At 36.2% G+C, this 20,661-nt stretch carries 24 protein-coding genes and 1 tRNA gene; 6 read left to right on the top strand and 19 right to left on the bottom strand.

Going from position 1 to position 20,661, the window contains the following annotated elements:
* Positions 1-218: 218 nt before the first annotated feature.
* From AAGD93_RS03160 to AAGD93_RS03135, 6 genes are all read right to left on the bottom strand, one after another.
* The gene (locus AAGD93_RS03160) at positions 219-374 is read right to left on the bottom strand and encodes a hypothetical protein (RefSeq protein WP_167513690.1); all 156 of its coding nucleotides are present in this window, start codon (positions 372-374) and stop codon (positions 219-221) included.
* Positions 375-700: 326 nt separating this feature from the next.
* Positions 701-1,003, bottom strand: coding sequence for a type II toxin-antitoxin system RelE/ParE family toxin (locus AAGD93_RS03155; RefSeq protein WP_341819848.1), 303 nt, complete (start codon positions 1,001-1,003; stop codon positions 701-703).
* Positions 981-1,205 (bottom strand): hypothetical protein, encoded by a 225-nt coding sequence (locus AAGD93_RS03150; RefSeq protein WP_010962565.1) that lies wholly within the window; start codon positions 1,203-1,205, stop codon positions 981-983. The genes AAGD93_RS03155 and AAGD93_RS03150 overlap by 23 nt, the downstream gene beginning before the upstream one ends.
* Before the next feature lie 94 nt (positions 1,206-1,299).
* Positions 1,300-3,006, bottom strand: a complete 1,707-nt coding sequence (gene argS, locus AAGD93_RS03145; RefSeq protein WP_341819847.1) for an arginine--tRNA ligase — start codon at positions 3,004-3,006, stop codon at positions 1,300-1,302.
* 95 nt (positions 3,007-3,101) lie between these two features.
* Positions 3,102-3,959: a hypothetical protein gene (locus AAGD93_RS03140; RefSeq protein WP_341819846.1), complete on the bottom strand. Its 858-nt coding sequence runs from the start codon at positions 3,957-3,959 to the stop codon at positions 3,102-3,104.
* Between the two features lie 86 nt (positions 3,960-4,045).
* Complete coding sequence (locus AAGD93_RS03135) at positions 4,046-4,492, bottom strand: hypothetical protein (protein ID WP_341819844.1); 447 nt, start codon at positions 4,490-4,492, stop codon at positions 4,046-4,048.
* Between the two features lie 49 nt (positions 4,493-4,541).
* Here AAGD93_RS03135 and AAGD93_RS03130 point away from each other — a divergent pair.
* Positions 4,542-5,401 (top strand): IS630 family transposase gene (locus AAGD93_RS03130; RefSeq protein ID WP_341819843.1). Its coding sequence is split into 2 segments (ribosomal slippage): positions 4,542-4,866 and positions 4,866-5,401, totalling 861 coding nucleotides; the frame shifts between segments, so codons are not numbered across the junction.
* 614 nt (positions 5,402-6,015) lie between these two features.
* Positions 6,016-6,141 carry a hypothetical protein gene (locus tag AAGD93_RS03125; protein ID WP_256469370.1) on the top strand — a complete coding sequence of 42 codons (126 nt, stop codon included), beginning with the start codon at positions 6,016-6,018 and terminating at the stop codon, positions 6,139-6,141.
* Positions 6,142-6,270: 129 nt separating this feature from the next.
* Here AAGD93_RS03125 and AAGD93_RS03120 read toward each other — a convergent pair whose 3' ends face one another.
* The 7 genes from AAGD93_RS03120 to AAGD93_RS03090 all read right to left on the bottom strand — a co-directional run bounded on the left by AAGD93_RS03120 (position 6,271) and on the right by AAGD93_RS03090 (position 11,818).
* The gene (locus AAGD93_RS03120) at positions 6,271-7,977 is read right to left on the bottom strand and encodes an ABC transporter ATP-binding protein (protein ID WP_341819842.1); all 1,707 of its coding nucleotides are present in this window, start codon (positions 7,975-7,977) and stop codon (positions 6,271-6,273) included.
* A 68-nt stretch (positions 7,978-8,045) separates the two neighbouring features.
* Positions 8,046-9,164, bottom strand: a complete 1,119-nt coding sequence (locus AAGD93_RS03115; RefSeq protein ID WP_341819841.1) for an FtsW/RodA/SpoVE family cell cycle protein — start codon at positions 9,162-9,164, stop codon at positions 8,046-8,048.
* Positions 9,161-9,877, bottom strand: coding sequence for a bifunctional demethylmenaquinone methyltransferase/2-methoxy-6-polyprenyl-1,4-benzoquinol methylase UbiE (gene ubiE / locus AAGD93_RS03110; protein ID WP_341819840.1), 717 nt, complete (start codon positions 9,875-9,877; stop codon positions 9,161-9,163). Before ubiE ends, AAGD93_RS03115 begins: the two co-directional genes overlap by 4 nt.
* 60 nt (positions 9,878-9,937) lie before the next feature.
* Positions 9,938-10,801 carry a lipoyl synthase gene (gene lipA / locus AAGD93_RS03105; protein WP_264702646.1) on the bottom strand — a complete coding sequence of 288 codons (864 nt, stop codon included), beginning with the start codon at positions 10,799-10,801 and terminating at the stop codon, positions 9,938-9,940.
* Positions 10,794-11,108, bottom strand: a complete 315-nt coding sequence (gene rpmB, locus AAGD93_RS03100) for a 50S ribosomal protein L28 (protein ID WP_006279619.1) — start codon at positions 11,106-11,108, stop codon at positions 10,794-10,796. Before rpmB ends, lipA begins: the two co-directional genes overlap by 8 nt.
* Before the next feature lie 37 nt (positions 11,109-11,145).
* Positions 11,146-11,487: a DUF721 domain-containing protein gene (locus tag AAGD93_RS03095; protein WP_064125521.1), complete on the bottom strand. Its 342-nt coding sequence runs from the start codon at positions 11,485-11,487 to the stop codon at positions 11,146-11,148.
* 160 nt (positions 11,488-11,647) lie between these two features.
* On the bottom strand, positions 11,648-11,818 hold the full coding sequence (locus AAGD93_RS03090; protein WP_341819839.1) for a hypothetical protein: 171 nt from the start codon (positions 11,816-11,818) through the stop codon (positions 11,648-11,650).
* Here AAGD93_RS03090 and AAGD93_RS03085 point away from each other — a divergent pair.
* Positions 11,796-12,029: a WPE palindromic element domain-containing protein gene (locus AAGD93_RS03085; protein ID WP_341819838.1), complete on the top strand. Its 234-nt coding sequence runs from the start codon at positions 11,796-11,798 to the stop codon at positions 12,027-12,029. The genes AAGD93_RS03090 and AAGD93_RS03085 overlap by 23 nt on opposite strands.
* A 242-nt stretch (positions 12,030-12,271) precedes the next feature.
* Here AAGD93_RS03085 and iscX read toward each other — a convergent pair whose 3' ends face one another.
* From iscX to rpsD, 3 genes are all read right to left on the bottom strand, one after another.
* Positions 12,272-12,472, bottom strand: a complete 201-nt coding sequence (gene iscX / locus AAGD93_RS03080; protein WP_341819837.1) for a Fe-S cluster assembly protein IscX — start codon at positions 12,470-12,472, stop codon at positions 12,272-12,274.
* Positions 12,473-12,502: 30 nt separating this feature from the next.
* Positions 12,503-12,589, bottom strand: a tRNA-Leu gene (locus AAGD93_RS03075).
* Positions 12,590-12,598: 9 nt separating this feature from the next.
* Positions 12,599-13,213: a 30S ribosomal protein S4 gene (gene rpsD / locus AAGD93_RS03070; RefSeq protein ID WP_010962555.1), complete on the bottom strand. Its 615-nt coding sequence runs from the start codon at positions 13,211-13,213 to the stop codon at positions 12,599-12,601.
* A 105-nt stretch (positions 13,214-13,318) separates the two neighbouring features.
* Here rpsD and tkt point away from each other — a divergent pair, with 105 nt between their 5' ends.
* Positions 13,319-15,391: a transketolase gene (gene tkt / locus AAGD93_RS03065; protein WP_341819836.1), complete on the top strand. Its 2,073-nt coding sequence runs from the start codon at positions 13,319-13,321 to the stop codon at positions 15,389-15,391.
* A 17-nt stretch (positions 15,392-15,408) separates the two neighbouring features.
* Positions 15,409-15,561: a hypothetical protein gene (locus AAGD93_RS03060; RefSeq protein ID WP_341819835.1), complete on the top strand. Its 153-nt coding sequence runs from the start codon at positions 15,409-15,411 to the stop codon at positions 15,559-15,561.
* A gap of 326 nt (positions 15,562-15,887) precedes the next feature.
* On the opposite strand, the gene AAGD93_RS03055 is transcribed toward AAGD93_RS03060, so the two are convergent.
* Both AAGD93_RS03055 and AAGD93_RS03050 read right to left on the bottom strand, forming a co-directional pair.
* Entirely contained in the window at positions 15,888-18,098 is a 2,211-nt protein-coding gene (locus tag AAGD93_RS03055; protein ID WP_341819834.1) for an ankyrin repeat domain-containing protein, read from the bottom strand.
* Between the two features lie 112 nt (positions 18,099-18,210).
* Entirely contained in the window at positions 18,211-19,401 is a 1,191-nt protein-coding gene (locus tag AAGD93_RS03050; RefSeq protein WP_341819900.1) for a multidrug effflux MFS transporter, read from the bottom strand.
* Between the two features lie 275 nt (positions 19,402-19,676).
* On the opposite strand from AAGD93_RS03050, the gene AAGD93_RS03045 reads away from it, so the two are divergent.
* Entirely contained in the window at positions 19,677-19,826 is a 150-nt protein-coding gene (locus tag AAGD93_RS03045) for a hypothetical protein (RefSeq protein WP_265034296.1), read from the top strand.
* Here AAGD93_RS03045 and AAGD93_RS03040 read toward each other — a convergent pair.
* Positions 19,804-20,619, bottom strand: coding sequence for a hypothetical protein (locus AAGD93_RS03040; RefSeq protein ID WP_341819833.1), 816 nt, complete (start codon positions 20,617-20,619; stop codon positions 19,804-19,806). The genes AAGD93_RS03045 and AAGD93_RS03040 overlap by 23 nt on opposite strands.
* Positions 20,620-20,661: the final 42 nt, after the last annotated feature.

The raw sequence follows: 20,661 nt of genomic DNA, 5'->3' as shown, positions 1-20,661 counted from the left end.
TATCATCATCTATCCTTATCCTATCACATCCGGACTTTTATGGAAAGAGCTATAAAAGCAGCTAAATCGCTCTTAATCAAGCGTTTTAGAATAAAAAAAACGCCGATATTTTAGTACATAGTAAATAGCCAACCACCATGGGGCTTCTTTTGCCTTTTTTTTCATTTGGTAAATTTCTTAAACATTTATAGTTGCAATTTAAGAGCCCGTAAAGGGTGTCATTCCAGTGCCCCTGTGATGTATTCCAGTGCTTGACACTGGAATACAGTTTTCCATATAATCTCATCGAAAATGTTGTAACCACTTTCCATGCTAGTTTGCTTGTTCACAAGCAAACTTTTCTGGATCCCAGTGTCTGGGCACTGGGATGACAAGAGAAGGTACTAGCCTGACACCCTGACAACCGTCATCCCGCTGCTTGTTAGCGGGATCTATGCTAATGCCCTTTTATTCTTTCAATTATGTTATTTCCATTTAAATCTGTCTGTTCCGCAACTTCAGTGAATACAGTTGAATACTCCCTAAAACTGATCGTCATAACTTTACCCTACTTTGAATAATATTTTGATCATTACATATTGTAACAAAAAAAAATCAACTCATTTCTTCTAACGGCTCTATATTAAAGATAGAAAGTCCAGAAGCAATGACGTGTGCTAAGGCTTGGACAAGTTGCAGCGGTGAGATCTTTCTTATATTTTTAATTGTGTAATCTTCTGTGTTTGTAAATGTTTTTTCTATACCCCACTGCAGTAATAAGTACTTTACGTTCTGAATGATTTATGATGTAAATTATACGGTAGTTGCTAACCCTTATCCTATATTGCCCTCTAAAGCTATGACATAAAGGCTTTCCTAGATTAAAAGGATCAACTGTAAGGCGTTTCTTTATGGCCTCCTGAACCATTAATTTAATCTTTGCCGGAAGAGCTGGAATTTCTTTTTCAACAACATTTTTTAAGAATTTTATAGTGTAAGTTTTATTTCCAGATGTTTTCATCATCCTCTACTTCTTCTTCACCTTCAGAGAGGCGATCGTCAGCTATTTTGGATAGCTCTACATCTTCTTCGAACTCTTCTTCCACTAAATCTACTAAAACTTCAGGAATAGTTTTATTTTGAGTCTCTGCCATTTCTGTAAGATACTGAGCCAATTTACTGTCAAAACTTACATTAACATTGAGCTTTTTTTGACTGTGAGCCATATATTAACCAGAAAATACTACTATAAACTATAACATTTTTACTTAATTTTGTCAACTTCTCTATTCGTTGAAAAAACAATCTTGCATAAAAAAATCAACTCATCTCTTCCAAAGGCTCTATATTGAAGATAGAAAGTCCAGAAGCGATGACGTGTGCTAAGGCCTGCACGAGAAACATTCTTGCAGCGGTGAGGTTTAAGTTGTCTTCCAGTATGAAACGCATGTTTAAATCACTCTTGCCATACCCCCATAAAACGTGAAACGCTTCTGCAACTTCAAGTAAGTAGAAAGTAATTCTGTGTGGCTCACAAAGCCTTGCTGCAATTTCTACCACATCTGGCCACTTTGCTAAGGTTTTTATGAGGAAGAACTCTCCACCTGTCCTTAAAAGTGAAGGATCTGCTGTTGGGAGCTCTTTTGGAGCATTACGCATTAACGAATGAGCACGAGCATGCGCATATTGCACGTAAAAAATAGGGTTGTCTTTTGACTGTTCTTTAACTTTAGCAAAATCAAAGTCCAAGACCATATCATTCTTGCGTGTTAGCATTATAAAACGAGTTATGTCCCTGCCAACTTCTTCCACTACATCTCTTGCTGTTAGGAAGTTTCCTGATCTTTTGGACATCTTAACAGGTTTGCCGTTCTCGAAAAAATTCACAATATTATGCAGTTTTACCTCTATTTTTGCTTGATCATCACTGAGCGCAGAGACGACTGCTTTGAGTCTTTTGACATAACCGCCGTGGTCACTACCAAGCTCTACGATCATATTGTTAAAACCACGCGATATCTTATCAAAATGGTAAGCGATATCCGAGGCAAAATAAGTCCAACTGCCGTCCTCTTTCTTCAATGCACGGTCAACGTCATCACCAAATTTTGTAGAGCGAAATAGCATCTCTTTTCTGGAAGTCCAATTTTCGCTTTCTTTGCCTTTTGGTTTCTCCAGGTACCCTTCATACACTAGACCCTTGTCAGACAATATCTTTATACTCTCTTCAATTTTGCCACTTCTTTGTAGCTCATACTCTGAAGTAAAAACATCATGATTTACTCCAAGTAAGTTCATGTCTTCCTTTATGATTTCTAAGATAGAACTTAAAGTATAGTCTCTAATCACTTGATTATCTTGCTTTTCTAGAAGCTCTGCGCCATATTTTTTGGCCAGCCCAGTCCCTATTGGTTTTAAATATTCACCTGGGTATAAACCTTTTTCGATGCTGATTTTTTCTCCCAGAGCTTCCTTATACCGCAAATATACTGACCGAATTAGCGTATCTATCTGCGCTCCAGCATCATTAATATAGTATTCCTTAGTAACTTTATAACCAACTTTTTTCAATAAATTTGCCAAAACGTCACCAAATACTGCCCCTCTTGCATGACCAATATGCAGTGGACCAGTTGGATTTGCAGATACAAATTCAACATTAATGGCCTGATTGTTCCCTATATCTAGGGTGCCAAACTCTGTTTTTAGCTCATTTATTTGTTTTAAAATTCCATGCCACACTTCTATTTTTAAGTGCATGTTGATGAAACCAGGGCCTGCTATTTCCACTTTTGCAACTTCATCAAAAGATTTAAATTCTCCTGCTAAGATCCCTGCAATCTCAACTGAATTCTTCTTTTCATGCTTTGCAAGTACCATGGCAATGTTTGTGTAAATATCTCCATGCGCTCTATTGCTTGGAGGCTCTACGATAAAGTTTGTTGCATTCGTGCTTATAATACCCCTTTGCTTCAACTCGTTTAATTTGCTGGAAATTAGAGAGGAAACCTGCTTGAAAATGTTCATCAACTAGAAAAACTATGAAAATCTCCAACAATATAGCGAATAAGTGGGACTAGTTGAAGGTTTATCTTAACTATTTTATCTTCCTGGATCAGAGTTTATATTAAGTCGTTGCCGTAACCATGGTAAGAGAAAGCCATACCTTCGCTGTAACCATCATTACCAGCATCAGGTTCTTTAACATCATCAGGTTCTTTAACACCATCAGGTTCTTTAACATCATCAGGCTCTTTCTCTTTCTTTAGTTCATTCTTAATATTTTCTTTCAGTTCATTCTTAGTCTTATCACTAATCTCAAACTTAAGACTTTTCTCCAGTTCATTCCTAATATTTTCTTTTAGTTCATTCTTAGTCTTGTCATCAATTTCACACTTAAGACTTTTCTCCAGTTCATTCTTAATATTTTCTTTTAGTTCATTCTTAGTCTTATCACCAATCTCAAATTTAAGACCTTTCTCTAGTTCATTCTTAATATTTTCTTTCAGTTCATTCTTAGTCTTATCGTCAATCTCAAACTTAAGACCTTTCTCTAGTTCATTCTTAATATTTTCTTTCAGTTCATTCTTAGTCTTATCGTCAATCTCAAACTTAAGACCTTTCTCTAGTTCATTCTTAATATTTTCTTTCAGTTCATTCTTATTCTTATCATCAATCTCAAACTTAAGACCTTTCTCCAGTTCATTCTTAATATTTTCTTTCAGTTCATTTTTAGTCTTATCATCAATCTCAAACTTAAAACATTTTTTCAGTTCATTCATAGTCTTATCATCAATCTTACACTTAAGATCTTTACCACATTTATCATAAATCAACTTACTCTTATTGACTTTACAATCATCCAACTTTGTGAACAAATTAATTTTCAACATATCACTGACATAGCACGTATCAAGTGGCAATATACGTACATGATTTGCATTTTTTTGATTCGGACAAGAAAAAGTATTCGTTGGCATAAAATATCTCCATTAGTAAATAAAATTATTAAAAAATTAACCATAAGATGGAAGTGTGTACTAACAATGTACACACTGTATTACTTTTATATAATATGAACAGTGCCTTCTAACACTGACATATTGTGGGTAGAAAAAAAGGCTTCAGCACTTTTTGCATCTAATATAGAAGAGTTTATTACTTCTACACATTTATCACATACAGAATTGTTTTCACAACTGCCCACAAGTTTACCATCTATAACCTGAAGGTTGTTTTTAGCATTCTGAATAATTTCTGCACATTCTTTAAACTTGTAGCCTGTTGGCTTTTGGGTCTCAATATCAATAATATCATCAGTTATTGGATTGACCGTTGTTACAAGCTTTGAAAGATCAACGATTGTTTTAGATTCAGGTTCAGGCTTAACTTGTGGACAAGGGGGACAAGCAGGACAAGCAGGAGCAGGGGGACAAACAGTATCAGGACAAGCAGGACAAGGTGGTATATTTAAATCGAATTCGGGGAGCTGTATATTTATAGCTCTTTCCATAAAAGTCCGGATGTGATAGGATAAGGATAGATGATGATAAGGAGGTTGAATGCCAGCAGCATATAGTTATGATTTAAGAAAAAAAGCAATGGAAGCGCTAGACGAAGGAGAAAGCAGAGAAACAGTGGCAGCAAGATTTAAGATTGGACGAACTACTTTATGGGAGTGGCAGCAAAGAAGAAAAGAAACAGGAGACTTTCAATCAAAAAAACTTGGAAATGGGGGTTACAATCACAAAATTACCGACTGGGATACCTTTGCCAAATTTGCCAGAGAACACGGAGGAAAGACTCTATCGGAAATGGCTAAACTTTGGAACAACGTTAGTATCCAAACGATCTATCGAGCCCTTAAAAAAATTGGATTTACGCGCAAAAAAAGACATATGGATACAAGGAAAGAAACGAAGAAAAACGTGCTGAATTTTTGAAAATTATAGCGACAAAAGAACCTAAAAACTTAGTGTATATAGATGAGTCTGGCATTGATAACACCGAAGACTACCCCTACGGATATTGCCAGAAAGGACAGCGGTTTTATGCCTTAAAATCTGGAAAGAAAACTCAACGAATCAGTATGGTTGCAGCCTTAAGTGGAAGAAAGATAATTGTTCCGTTAACCTTTGAAGGCCACTGTAATATGGATGTTTTTAATGGATGGTTTGAGCAATTTTTGACACCGATCTTGGAACCTGGACAGACTGTCATTCTTGACAATGCTACTTTTCATAAGTCTGATAAGATTATCGAGCTTGCTAAAGGGGTTGGTGCAGAAATTTTGTATCTGCCGCCTTATTCTCCAGATTTCAACAAAATTGAGCATCATTGGTTTGCTATAAAAAACAGAGCCAGGAAAAACATTCCTCTATTCGAATCCTTTCGTCGTGCTGTTGATTCTGCCTTCCTATGACCTGTTCGGACTATTATGAGAAATGCTATAATTCGAGTCCATCATGCCGCGAGTCAAAGCGGTTATGGCAACGTGGGTCAAAGTTATGATGGTACCGTGGGTCAGTTATGCAAGCTGTGCGTACAGGAGTACATGAATCCATACGTGGATACGAAGAAAAATTGTAAGTCATAAAAATCCTTTAAAAAGCAACTATTGGATTATTATAGGATAAAAAAGTTAATGATTTAATAATTTTAAGGCTAAAATTAGCATATACAAAATCCTTAACTTACAGTACATTTCAAAATACGACTTTAATGTAGCAGGTATTAGAGTTAAAAGTTTTACTATGGTAGAATAATGATAAGATTCCAAGAAGAAGCTGTCAGTAGTCAAATTAGTCGTGTTGCTGAAATAAATTGTAATATATGGTTACTGTGAATAACAATTGCTTATCTTCTCAAACAAAATATGAAACACATGGGTTGAATAACACCCATGTGCTCTTGGAAGCACGTATAGCTAGACGTGCGTTTATGAGTTGTTTAAAAACAATCTTCTAATAAAGAAACCCAAATTCATCACAAGGATTATGACATGTGTCATAATAGTTATGATATGAGTTAAAATGATTGTGGCACGAATTAGTAGCACAAGGTGCGTATGCAGGTGCACAAGCTTGTGCACAGTTCGATACTGGTGCTGGTGAAACTGATGCTGGCGAATTAAAAGCCGTACATGGTAGTTTTGGTAAATGACTATAATTATAAACCATAATGATCCTTTAAAAAATACTATGAGATTATTATAAATTAAAATGATTAAAAATTTAATAATTTTAATTATAAATCTAGCATATCAACTAACGGTATGATTTAAATTTTCTTTCAATTCCACTGTATCTTCGCCAGTTTTGCATACAGCCCGTCTTTACTCATTAGAGAGTCATGAGTTCCTACTTCTTCTACTTTTCCATGATTAATTACTATAATCTTGTCAGTCTTGAGTGCGGTTGATAGCCTGTGTGTAATTACGATTGTTGTTCTGTTTTGCATTAACTTGCTCAATGCTTTTTGCACGAGGTTCTCACTTTTGTAATCAAGGGCAGAGGTTGCTTCATCCAGTATTAAAACCTGAGGGTTTTTGAGTATGGCTCTTGCTATTATAATACGCTGTTTTTGTCCTTCAGAAAGTTTTAATCCTCTTTTTCCTACAAATGTATCAAATTTGTCAGGCAGCTTATCAATAAATTCCATTGCATAAGCGCTGATGGCTGCTTGCTTCACTTCCTCATATTCGGCACCTGGTTTGCCATATAGTATATTTTCCATTATTGAGCAAGAAAATATCATGTGATCTTGTGGCACTAAGCCAAACAACGATCTGAGGTCATTTAGCGCAATTGACTTAATATTGTGCCCATCGATAGTAATGCTACCTTTGTTTGGATCATGAAAACGGAGCAGAAGCTTTAAAATGGTGCTTTTACCACTGCCAGATGGTCCAACAATTGATACTGCTTGACCTGCCTCTATAGAAAATGATACGTTATCTAATGCTGGCTTATCAGCATAAAAAAATGTTACACCATTAAACGAAATTCCCTTTTGAACACTACAAATTTTTATAGGATCATCGGGATCTGCTATAGAGCTTTTCATATTTTTAAATTCAAATAAACGCTCTACTATTCCAAGACCTCGTTGTAAATCACTGATATTACCGCTCAAATTATTTATAGCTCCTGCTGCGAGCGCTGAATAAAACGCAAATGAGGAGAGTTTTCCAATAGTTATATTATTGCTTAAGACTTCTTTAATACCAAAAAAGAGCAAAACAACTAGTGAACCTATCACACACGTGATAACTAGAGTTACTAGAATAGCACGCAAGAGTACTAATTTTACGTATGATTTTGATACTGAGTTTAAATACTCCTTAAAACGGGTTTTTTCATTTTCTTCGAGTACAAACGATTTGATAGTCACTATAGATCTAAAATTTTCCTCACTAAATGACGCAAGCTCACTTAATTTATCCTGGGCAAAGCGTGCATAGCTACGCACTTTTTTTCCAAGTGAGGTCATGATAATGAGTAGTATAGGTATTATTGCGGCTGCATACGCAGTTAGTTGTATATTTGTATACAATAACATAGCAACACTACCAATCAGAATCACAAAATTTCGTAATATGGTTAGTAAGCTGCTGTTTATTATTGATTGCAACACAGATGTATCAGTAACTAACGCTGAGATAACATCTTGTACGCCTGTGTTCTCAAAGAAACTTGGTTGCAAGTTAGTGATACTGCTATATAAGTCATATCTGATTCTTGCGATAACTTTCTCGCTGCCAATGCCAATGAAATATAACCGAGTAAATGCAGTGAGAGAAATGGCTAAAACTATAAGTATTGCAACTAATAGTTTGGTAGTAAAATCGTGCTCTGTGACAGAATCAATTATATCGTTTAAGCCTCTGCCAAAGAGGAGGATCGTTAAGGCTGAAAATAAAACTGCAATAAAAGCTATGATGAAATAAGATAGATTAGGCTTTATATAGTAAAATAACTGCCTAATATTAGATCGCATCGTATTTTAAAGTTTCTAAAGTTAAGTATATAGATTCTAGTTTCAGGGGAAAGGGAAAAGGTATGGCATTAGTCTACAGCATGTCTTCCAAGCATAACACGCTCACGAAACTTTAATGCGATAGCTTCGTTTCTACTGAAAGACAGCATTATGCCAAGTGCGATGCTCGAAGATAAAAGAGAAGAACCACCATAGCTAAGTAACGGCAGGGTTATGCCGGTGGTAGGAAAAACACTCAATGTTACCCCTATGTTTATTATGAATTGTGTGATGAATTGCATTGAGATACCGAGAATCACTAACAGATTAAATAATTCATTTTCCCTATATGCAACGTAAAGCAAGCGGGCAGAAATGATACCAAATAACATCAATGTGGCTAAGCACGTAATCAAACCAAATTCTTCTGCTAAAACAGAAAACACAAAATCTGTATGACAATCAGGAAGAGAGGTTTTTACGCTACCTTCACCAGGTCCAACTCCAGTTAATTGACCTCTTTTGAATGCTTCTAATGATTTTGTGACTTGAAAGTTATCGCGCTGCGTAAAAAAGACAAAATTGTAAATCCTTTGCTTTATATGTGGGAGGCATAAGTAAGCTATTGTAGTTCCAGTTGTGGCCATTCCTATTATGCATAGAAAGTATAAAAATGGTATACATGCAATAAACATTTGACCAATAAAAGAATATGTTAAAAGCATGGACATACTGAAATCAGGTTGCAAAAGTAACAACACAAAAACTAACAGAAATATTATGATTGATATGTGCATTTTAAACCTCATTTCGCTGGCCAAGATACTAGCTATAACAACAGAAAAAAATGGCCTTACGAACTCAGATGGTTGAACAGAAATTTTGACAATATGTAACCATCGTTTCGCACCTTTTACCTCTATACCAAGTATTATCGCAATTGCTACTAGAATAGTAAATAAAATGAAACCTGCGAACGAGAGGTTAAGTATAGTTCTTGTGTTGAGAAAAGAAAATGTCACCAAGGTAATTAGTGACAGGACTATATAAATTGTATGGCGCCGTATAAAATAATCCTGTGGTAGAAAAAGACGCTGCGCAATTACAGGGCTTGCTGAATAAACAAGAATGAAGCTTATAGTGAGCAAAAAAAACACTGGAAGGATGAGATAATAATCCAGCGTTCTATACCAGAGTTTAATATTCATTTTGTTCCAATGTGTAATGCCACTATTCCATAGCTCATATTATGAAACTCAACATTCTTAAAGCCTACCTCTTCAATTTCCATTTTAAAATCAGCCTGAGTTGGAAACTCTCTAATGCTCTTCACTAAATATTCATAAGAACTCTTGTCTTTAGCAACTATGCTGCCAATTTTAGGAATTACTTTAAATGAATATAAGTCATAAAGTTTGGTAAATATCTCATTTTGATAGTGCATAGGGGCAAATTCTAAGCAGATAAATTTCCCATGTGGTTTTAATACCCTGTGCGCCTCATTTAAAGCCTTCTTGCGGTCAGAAACGTTTCGAATGCCAAAAGCTATTGTGCAATAATCAAATTCGGAGTCTTCAAATGGTAAACTTTCTGCATTCGCACATACCCAATCAAAATTAATTTGGTTTGAATTTATAGCTTTATCACGTCCTCTGCTTAGCATATTTTGATTTATGTCACATACTGTAACCTTAGCACTTGGCTCTTTTCTTACTATTCTTATTGCTATATCTCCAGTTCCTCCAGCAACATCTAAAACCTTAGAGTTTTTTGTAAAATGCACACTATTTACCATTTTATCTTTCCACAATCTGTGCATTCCGAGGCTCATTATATCATTCATGGTGTCGTAGCGATTTGCTACGGAGTCGAATACCTCTTTAACTAATTGCGATTTCTTCTTGATTTTTATAGTAGACATTACGTAAAGTCGCTCAACTCCTTTATAATTAGTAAAAATTAATTTGAATTAACGCAAATGTCAACGACAAGCCTTAAGCCTGTTAAAATCTTCTTCAGCGTGGTATGATGACCGAGTTAGTGGGCTTGATGCAACCACTAAGAAACCTTTGGAGTAAGCAACGTATTTATAATGCTCAAATTCCTCTGGGGTAACATACCTATCAAGTTTTGCATGTTTTGGAGTTGGCTGTAGATATTGACCAATTGTAATAAAATCAACCTCAGCACTGCGCAAATCGTCCATAACCTGAAATATTTCCTCTTTTGTTTCTCCAAGACCAACCATAAGCCCTGACTTTGTGAAAACTTTAGGATTAATCTGCTTTACCATCTTCAGCAAATATAGTGAATGAAAATAGCGAGCTCGTGGTCTTATTTTTGCATACAATCTCGGCACTGTTTCAATATTGTGGTTATAGACATCAGGTGATGCAACAGCAATTGCTTCAAATGCTCCTTTCTTATTCAAAAAATCAGGAGTTAAAATCTCTATTGTTGTTTCTGAAGTTATCTTTCTAATTTCTTCTATGCACTGTATAAACTGATTTGCGCCACCATCTGGTAAATCATCACGATCAACAGAAGTAATAACAACATGCTTCAAGTTCAACTTTTTTATCGCTTTTGCTAAATTTTCTGGCTCATGAGGGTCTAACTTATCAGGAATGCCAGTTGCAACGTTGCAAAATGCACAAGCACGAGTGCAAACAGAACCGAGAATCATCACAGTAGCGTGACGTTTATTCCAACATTCACCAATATTTGGACATGCAGCTTCTTCACATACCGTATGTAAGTTATGCAGTTTAACGATGTTTAAGGTCTCATTGAATACTTCACCGGTCGGAGCTTTTGCTCTGAGCCATGGAGGCTTACTATGCATCTGAAACGGCTAACTCTACCTCTTGCTTTACTAAAACTTTTTTCAACCTTCTTTTTATCTTCTGCGCTTTCTCACTTAGTTTAATCGTTCTTGTGTTGAGCAAAAAAGCATCTAAATCACCTTTGTAATCTATAGTTCTCAAAGTTCTTGTTGCTACACGAAATCTAAACTTTTTATTTAATATATCACTTGTTAACGTAACCTTATGCAAATTTAAAAGAAAGGTACGCTTTGTTTTACGATTTGAATGTGATACCTTATTACCAAAAGATTTTTTTCTATTTGTTAATTCACAAACTCTACTCACTTCAATATACCAAATTATTCTATGTACTTAGATTACCTTATATAGTCAAATAGTCAATACTCTCTTGCTTAATTTTTATACCATATACTGCTTTATAACCAAAAAATATCGTAATTTTTTCTATTATAAGAGAAATCATATGCTGAATTTCCAATGCTTTACTGCCATTTGTTACTACCAGATGCAACACACCCGAATTTATATTCTGTGCATATGAGATCTTTTTCGGTTTTGTACACTCTGCTATTTCTTTCCCTACTATATTTCGCCAGTTTAAAATCAGACGTATTTCATTTTTACTAATCTTATTTTTCATGCATTTTAATGCATAGTTTTCAATTATAGACTTTAATTTTTTTGGACCGCTGTGTTTGAGCATTTTTCTGTTTTGTTTCTAGTATAACTAAATAAGTAAGGTTTACCACTACATTGGATTTCTTAAAGCCCTGTCATTCCAGTGCGTACTGCACGAACATTGTAATTTGAGTCCACCAGGGAGGATGTCATCCCAGTGCTCAGACACATAGCTGTACGAACATTCATTTTTGAAGGTAAATTGCACAGCAAATGGTGTCATTCCAGTCTGGAATCCAGAAATTTTGCTTATAACTGAGCTGATGAGCTAAAGGTAGTTGTCTTACGCTAAAATAAACGTTTTTAATTAAGTTGCATAGAAGCTGGATCCCAGTGTCTGGGCACTGGGATGACACCCCACTGGTGGGAATTGCTCCCAAACTACAACGTTCGTACAGTTGTGTGCTCAGACACTGGGATCCAGAAAAATTGATTGTGCACTATACAACATTTTCGATCAAAAGCTGGATGCCAGTGTCAAGCACTGGCATGACACCATTTGCTGTGTTTAACAAAAATAAATGTTCGTACAGTTGTGTAGCTGACACTGGGATGACAACCTTCTAACTGCTTTACAAACCTCTAGCCTCACACCATAAAAGCAGTATTTTTATGTAAAATTTATCTCAACGTAGCACTTGTCAAGTAAGTCGTTCCATTCAAAAATTTTTGTTTTGCCTCATAATTAACCTTATAGCTGTTTTAATTGTAATTGGTTAAATTATTATTAACTTGCCAGGCTAGATCCAAAAAATAGCATAATCAATATGCAAATTGTAATAGAAATCACGTTTGCGTATGGTTTATTGCTATGCGGTTAATCTTTCCTCAATCCAAGCTGCTTGAATAGCTTCGAGTATTTTTTCGTTACAGCGTTTTTCATCATCATCAAATTCCTCTAAACTCAAGACCTTTTTTTTAAGCTCAGTGAATCTGACACTAATTATATTCTCATCTGGAAATTTTTCCTCCAGAGCTTCTACAATATCTTCTATATCAAGCCATTTCATACTTTTTTGTATTTATCTGCTAAGTTAAATTGGTGCCCATGGGGAGACTTGAACTCCCAAGGTCGCAAAACCCACGGATTTTAAGTCCGCTGCGTCTACCGATTCCGCCACACGGGCTTTTTTTATCTATCTAGAGTAAAACTCTACTACTAAATTGACTTCCATGTCTGCTGAATAAGGAACCTCAGAATATTGAGGTGACCTCAAATACTTCACTGAATGCTCTTTACTATCTGCTTCTAAATAATCCGGAGCCTTGCGCTCTTGTTTTTGTTCAGCCTCTACTACTACAGGGATTTTTGCTGCCCTTTCTCTTATTTTTATTATATCACCTGGCTTCACTCGATAACTCGATATGTTAACCACCTTATCATTAACTGTAACGTGCTTATGAGATATGAGCTGCTTTGCTGAGTAAATTGTTGGAACAAGACCAGAGTGGTATAAAACAGAACTTAATCTCGATTCTAAGATACCGATAAAATTATCAGCCGTATAACCCTTTCTGTTATAAGCATCTAAAAATGTACGTCTGAGCTGCTTACTTGAAATCGCATAGTAAAACTTAAATTTCTTATGTGCAGCAAACTGCTTACCAAAGTCAGATAACTTCTTGAATCCAAGAATACCATGTTGACCTGGAGGGTATTTCCTTTTGTTTACTGGGTCTTTAGCTCTACCCCATAAATTTACACCAAGTCTACGGCTAATCCTATACTTTCTAGTGATAACAGTTGTCATATAAAAACTCTCACGATTCAACTCTAGATTATTAAGGATTTTAGCACTCAGTGTCAACTTGTTTTTGCTGGTATAATCTTTTATACTTTATTTTTAAGTTTTTCTATGAATCATCTACCTTTGGAATCTATGGCAAACGCCATCCGTTTTTTATCAATTGATGCAGTACAAAAAGCAAACTCTGGGCACCCAGGTATGCCACTTGGCATGGCAGATGTTGCAACTGTTTTGTTTGCTAAATATCTGAATCATAATCCTGATGATTCTAAATGGTTCAATAGAGATCGCTTTGTTTTATCAAACGGCCATGGGTCAATGTTACTATACTCAATATTATATTTGACAGGTTATATTAGCATAGATGAGCTAAAAAACTTCAGGCAAATGGGATCCAAGACCCCAGGTCATCCAGAGTTCGGCTTGACTTCCGGGGTAGAGGCAACAACAGGCCCGCTCGGTCAGGGGTTTGCCGCTGCTGTTGGCATGGCACTTGCTGAATCAATCCTTAAAAAGCAATTCAGAATCAATCACTACACTTACGTGATGCTAGGGGATGGCTGTCTTATGGAAGGAATAAGCCATGAGGTAGCATCACTTGCTGGGCATCTTAAATTGAATAAGCTCATAGCTCTTTTTGATGATAATGATATCTCTATAGATGGCGCTACTTGCCTTTCCTGCTCTGATGATGTAGAGAAACGCTTCTTAGCGTATGGATGGAATGTTGACAAAATTGATGGCCACGATTTTGATGCCATATCCTTTGCAATAGAGCAAGCAAAAAAGTCTGGTAAACCTACAATGATCTGCTGCAAAACCATTATCGGAAAATTTTCAAGCCGTGCTGGCACATCCTCTGCTCACAGTGGTGCTTTTTCGGAGGAAGACATAAAACAGATGAGAGAGAAATTAAACTGGAATTATGAACCATTCCATGTACCAGAAGATGTGAAAAATGCCTGGAACAAAACTGTTGAGAGAGCAAAACAAAACTACACGATGTCATTCCAGCGCGTGACGCTGGAATCCAGGAAAGAAGAAAAAGAATGGATCCCAGTGTCAAGCACTGGGATGACAAGAGAGAGTACTGGGATGACAGAAGAGAATGCTGGGATGACAGGGTATCATGCAGAACTTCAAAGACGGTTAGATAAACATCTACCAGATAATATCGCTGGTGTTTTAGCTGACCTGAAGAAACAAATACACGAGACAATGCCAAACGAAGCTACTCGATCTTCTTTCGGCAGAGTAATGGAACTTTTAACTGAGTCTATGCCGGAATTAATCGGCGGTTCTGCTGATCTTACTGGGTCAAATTGCACTAAATATAAGCACATGCAGGTAATAAATAGCAATAATTATAGTGGCTCTTATGTCCACTATGGAGTGAGAGAGCACGCTATGGCAGCATGTATGAATGGTATGGCACTTCACGGCGCGATTCTTCCTTATGGCGGCACTTTTTTGGTATTTTCCGACTATTGTCGTCCTGCTATACGTCTTTCAGCTCTGATGAGGCAGCAGGTTATGTATGTCATGACTCACGACTCAATTGGAGTGGGAGAAGATGGCCCAACTCATCAGCCAATAGAGCATTTAGCCTCTTTGCGTGCTATACCAAATCTATATGTTTTTAGGCCAGCCGATGCAGTTGAAACTCTGGAGTGTGTTAGCATTGCACTCGAAAAGAAAGAATCTCCAGCACTGTTTGCGCTCTCAAGGCAAAACGTAAGTTACATGCGCAAGTTCTACTCTGATATCGATCAATCTGCTAATTTATCGAAGTTTGGTGCATATATTTTGTGTGAATGTTCAAAAGAATTAAAAGTGACGATATTTGCTACGGGGTCCGAGGTTGAAATTGCAGTTGAAGCAAGGGAGAAATTGCAGGAAAAGGGTATAGGTACAAGGATTGTTTCTATGCCATGCTGGAGGCTTTTTGACGAGCAAAGCGATGAATATAAAGCGGCAATATTAAATAATGACAGCATTAAAGTTGCAATTGAAGCCGGAAGTGAAATGGGTTGGCATAAATACATAGGTTCAAACGGTATATTTATTGGCATGAAAAGCTTCGGAGAATCAGCACCTTATAAAACACTTTATGAGCATTTTAATATCAGCGCCGATCATGTGGTAAAATGTGTGTGTGAGAAACTGGTTTACATTCAGTAGACTTCTTGCATAACCATATGAAAGCCCACTCTTCTTTGTCATTCCAGCGCGTGACGTTATCCAATGATGTCATTCCAGTGCTTGACACTGGTTCCTTTATGACGACAGTGCCCAGAGGTGTCATCCCAGTGCCCAGAGACTGGGATCCAGGAATTTTATTGAGTTGGTAAGCATAAAAGTAGCCGTTTTATGTTAAAATACAACGTTTTGATGATTATGAAAAAGCTGGATCCCAGTGCTTGACACTGGGATGACATCATATAGGCTACTTAGAAGACCCAAAAAGGGTGTCATTCCAGTGCTTGACACTGGAATCTAGTCTTTATTATGCAGCCACTTATTTAAAGTTAAGTTTCCTGGATCCCAGTCTCTGGGCACTGGGATGACAGGGGAAGATACTAGGATGACAGCGTCATAAAGGAACCAGTGTCAGCTACTTGAATACATACCACCATGTCATTCCAGCGCGTGACGCTGGAATCTAGTAAACCTCTGGCTATATTATGTCATTGCCTTCTGAACTACTTGGTGATTCTAATACAACTGGTTGGTCAGATTCAGATGATGATTGTGTTGGCTCATCAAAACAAAATAACCATGAAAAAAACCCACCAAAAAATGATGCAACTAATGAAAAAGGCTTCATAAGTATACTAAACAAACTACCAAAAAAAGAGCTCGGCTGTTCTTCTGTTTGTGCAGGTTCTGTGGAAGCAACAGGACCTACATCGTTGTCTTGTACATCAGTTCCTTGTTCTGCACTGGTGGTGCTGGTTTGTCCTCCCTTATTTTGTGTAGATCCCGTAGGTTGACTACCGTTGCTTACACCAGTTCCTTGTTCTGCACTGGTGGTGCTGGTTTTTTCCCCTTCTTTGCTATTATCTGATTGTAGTTCAGTATCATCACCTACTCGTTTTTCTTCCTCTTGACCCCCTTCACTATCTGTCGATGATCCACCCGCTGAACCATCATCAGATTTTTCTGCTGGTTGCAATAGAGTTTTTATTCCTTCATCAGTGGCTAATTTGAAAGGAGTATTTCCATCTTCATTTTCTATATTAACATCTGCTCCTTTTTTTATTAAGAATTTTACTGTTTCCGCAGAGGCGTTTGCTGGACGATCTGCATAACCCATAAACACTTTATTTTTTGTAGCAAAATGTAAAGGAGTCCATAGATCGTTATCTTGTATATTAACATTCGCTCCTTTTTCTAATAAAAGTTCTGCTATATCCGTATAACCTTCTCTAGCAGCCCAATGCAAAAGAGTATGTCCATATGAATCTACTGCATCAGCATTTGCTCCCTTGTTTAATAAAGCTTTAACTATATCTTTATGGCTACTATTGTAATTATATTCCATCATACTCTGAAGAAGTGATTCCATTACTGTATCAACATTTGCTCCATTATTTAATAAAACTTCAGTTGCATCTTTATGACCATAGAAAGCAGCTTCAAATAAAGGAACCCTTCCATTTTTATCTGCTATATTAACATCTGCCCCTGTTTGTATTAGAGCTCTTACTATTTCTACATTGCCCTTTATAGCAGCAAAATGTAAAAGAGTTTTTCCATCGTTGTCTATTGAATTAACGTTTACTTTTTTACTTAATAGACTTTGAACTTCCTCATAATTATCACTTTTAACGGCTGAATACAAAGCTTCGATGTCCTTTTGCGTTTCTTCTAGAATTTTTACTATATGTTGCCTGCCTTGTTGAGAGGCAAGATTTAAAGGAGTGCTGCGAGTATTATCTAGTGGAGTAACATAAATTCCTTTTGCTTCTAATAGAACTGTTACTATTTGCTGATTGTAACTTTTAGCAGCTTCATGTAAAGGAGTCTTTCTATCTTTATCTACTGCATTAACGTTGATTCCTTCTACTTTTAATAGAGCTTCTATTATGCTTGTATCGAGTGGTTGCGTTTTGTTGGCTTCGTCAACAGCAACATGTAAAAGAGCGCGTCCAGTTTCAGACTGTGCATTAACATCTGCTTTGTTATCAATTAAAAGCGAGACCATATCTTTGTCTCCTTTGACAATAGCATGCCGTAAAGGAGTAAATCGGTTTCCATCTAATGCATTAACATCTGCTCCTTCGCTTATTAGACGCTTTACTTCATTAATATTATCTCCTTTAATAGCCTCAAATAAATCAGCATTTTGTGAAACTTGGCTTTCTTCTTCATCATCTTGCAATACTGGATTAACATCATCAGTTTTTTCTGCGTTTTGCAATAGAGTTTTTATTTCTTCATCAGCGGCTAAACCTAAAGGAGTATTTCCATTATCATCCTCTGCATTAACATTTGCCCCTTTGTCCAATAGATCTTTTACTATCTCTGCATGGCCCTTTTCAGCAGCAAAATGTAGAGGAGTTCTGTTACGTTCATCTATTGCATTAACATTTGCTCCTTTGCCCAATAGATCCTTTACTATCTCTGCATCGCCATTTTCAGCAGCAAAATGTAGAGGAATCAGATTTGTAGGTCCTACTGCATTAACATTTGCTCCTTTGCCCAATAGATCCTTTACTATCTCTGCATCGCCATTTATAGCAGCCCAATGTAAAGGAGTGTTTCCATTTTCATCTACTGCATTAACATCTGCTCCTTCACTTATTAGACGCTTTACTTCATTAGTACTACCTTTTATAAGAGCAGAAAACAAATCAGCATTTATATCTCTGTTTGAATTGCTCATCCCATACCTCCTGTAAAACTATATTGTTATGATAAAGTCGTTAATAATCTATGAGCTCTCACCCCCTGTAAAATTATATTATCATGATAAAGTCATTAATAACCCATGAGCTCTATGTTCCTGGATCACGTAAATAATGGCTATTCCCCATGTTTTCAGTATATTTGAGCCGGCTGTACATAAGAATTGCAATTGTAGAGCATGCTATTGTTAATAGTAAATTTGGTAAAATACCATAGCGAAAAAATTTTCCTACTATATATATTCCAATAGCCCCAAACATCATATTGCAGAATGAGAGGACTGCACTACCAAGCCCTATACCTTTGATCGTTTCTAAAGCAGAAGTTACGTTATTGCTTATTATTAATGCAAGTCCGATATTAGCTGGAATCCAAACAGTTTGAAGAATTAATATATTTAACTTGTCCGCGAAATAAAAATATACCAATAAACTATCGGATATTATCGGTAACACCAAACCTATTATTAGCATTTTGCTAACCCCTACTTTTGGTACATACCTTCTATTAATTAAATTTCCAATTATGTAAAATATGACTATGATCGATATGAGGTAGCCAAAATACTGTACTTCAATGCCCATCGATTCAAATATGAACGGGTAGTTAGCAATGTATGCCCAAAGCCACATGAAAGTTAATCCATGAATGGCTGAAAACCCAAGGAAACGATAATTTCTAAATATTGATATATATTGCTTGAAGATATTAGTAGTTATGTTAGTTATACTGGTTTCATTTTTACTTACAGTGAGTGTTTCTTGTAACTTAAAGTAGATAAAAATAAGTATAGCAATTGCTGCGAGTGACATAATAAAAAACAAAAATTTCCAATGATAACCATGTGAAATTATATAACTGCCCACCACTGGAGCTATTCCAGGTGAGAGTGCCACAACCATATTTAATTTTGAAATTACTCTCGAGTATTCACTACCCGAGTACATATCCCTTATTGCTGCATACCCAACAACACCTGCAACACCAGCCCCTGTTCCTTGTATGAAGCGAATTAGTATCAAGAGCGCAATACTGTCGGCTATATAACACATGACACTTGCCAAAGTAAAAATTGTCATACCAATCAGCATCATTGGACGCCTACCATAATGGTCCGATAATGGACCATAAATTAATCCAGACACCGCAAATCCAACTAGATTCAAGCTAATTGTAAGCTGCACTACACTGCCTTCTACTTTAAAATAATTGGCAATGCTTGGTAGTGCAACTGAGTATAGGTCAGTTGCCATATCGACAATTGCTACAGACAATATCATAATAAGAGAGATGATATTTTGCGAAAGAGCTGTTTTCACTTAATGATTTACTGGATTAAATATACTTAATTATAATGTATTTTTTTCATTAGTATATTAATTTAACTACTGAAATTAAGAGTAGCTATTCGAGAAAAAGCCTGTGAAGGCTCTATCCAGTAGGGTGTCATCCCAGTGCCATGACTACTTGGATCTAGTTTCCATTATACAATTTCATCAAAGCAGTTTACTTACTTGCAATTAAGTTTCTGGATCCAAGTAGTCATGGCACTGGGATGACAGGAGAAGGAGGCTACTTAGATGACACCCTCCTAGTGGATTCAAATCACAATGTTCGTACAGTTATGTGCTTTGACACTGGAATCTTAAGCTCAAATCATAAAAAGCACGAATTTCAATATCTTATCTTTGATTATTCACTTTAAGCTTTAAGTCTTCAACAGAAGATACATTTGCCTCACTTACTACCTTTAGTGGTTCACCAAGGCTATGTTCCACTTTTGTCTCAAATTTAAAGCCCAATTTTTCGCAAAGCTTCTGAAAATATTCAACAATAACATCAAACAAATTCTTACCACTTACTTTGTAGTTTTTTAGCTCTTTAGGAATGGTAAGAAGTACTTTACCATCTTCATATGTTACATTTTTATCTTCACATTTCAGTTTAAACTCCGCTGAACTGCAAAAACCTGGTGTTTCGATATATGTACAATCATCATAGTTAAGCATTTTTGTATATTTCATGCTAAAACTAAGCTTTATACAATTGGGTTCACGACAATCCATAATATACTCTCCTGTCATACAGCTGCTTTGCGTTGACAAATGAAAAGATCCAAGAGCTTGACTCATATCATTAGGAAGAAAATGAGTATATCCGCCCTGATAATAGTTATTTATTAACTCCTCAATAATAGAGTTATTGGGAATTGTTGCACCAACGTGTTTAAACATTTCTGTAAAAATTTGTCTGAGAAATGGACGATAATTCCCTTTTCCGTTTTCATCCCGTAGAATTAGATTTTTATGTTTTGAATACAGATTGTTAATAAATTCATTAGTTATTTTTTGTCCGTTAATAGCAAGGCCGTGTGTTCTATTAAGATCCTTATATGTTCCCTCACCAGAAATTACTTCGTCCCAAGTGTTAGCTTTGAAATCAGCATATTTGAGCTTCTTCACTTCAGCTTTCAACGCATTGACCATTTCCTTTGACATGTTATATCTCTACCATTAATACCTGTATATTAATTCTAGCAC

It is taken from the genome of Wolbachia endosymbiont (group A) of Brachyopa scutellaris, from assembly GCF_964026995.1.
GTDB lineage: Bacteria > Pseudomonadota > Alphaproteobacteria > Rickettsiales > Anaplasmataceae > Wolbachia > Wolbachia pipientis.
The sequence above is the reverse complement of the archived record's forward strand: the minus strand, read 5'-3'. Positions and strand labels throughout refer to the sequence as shown.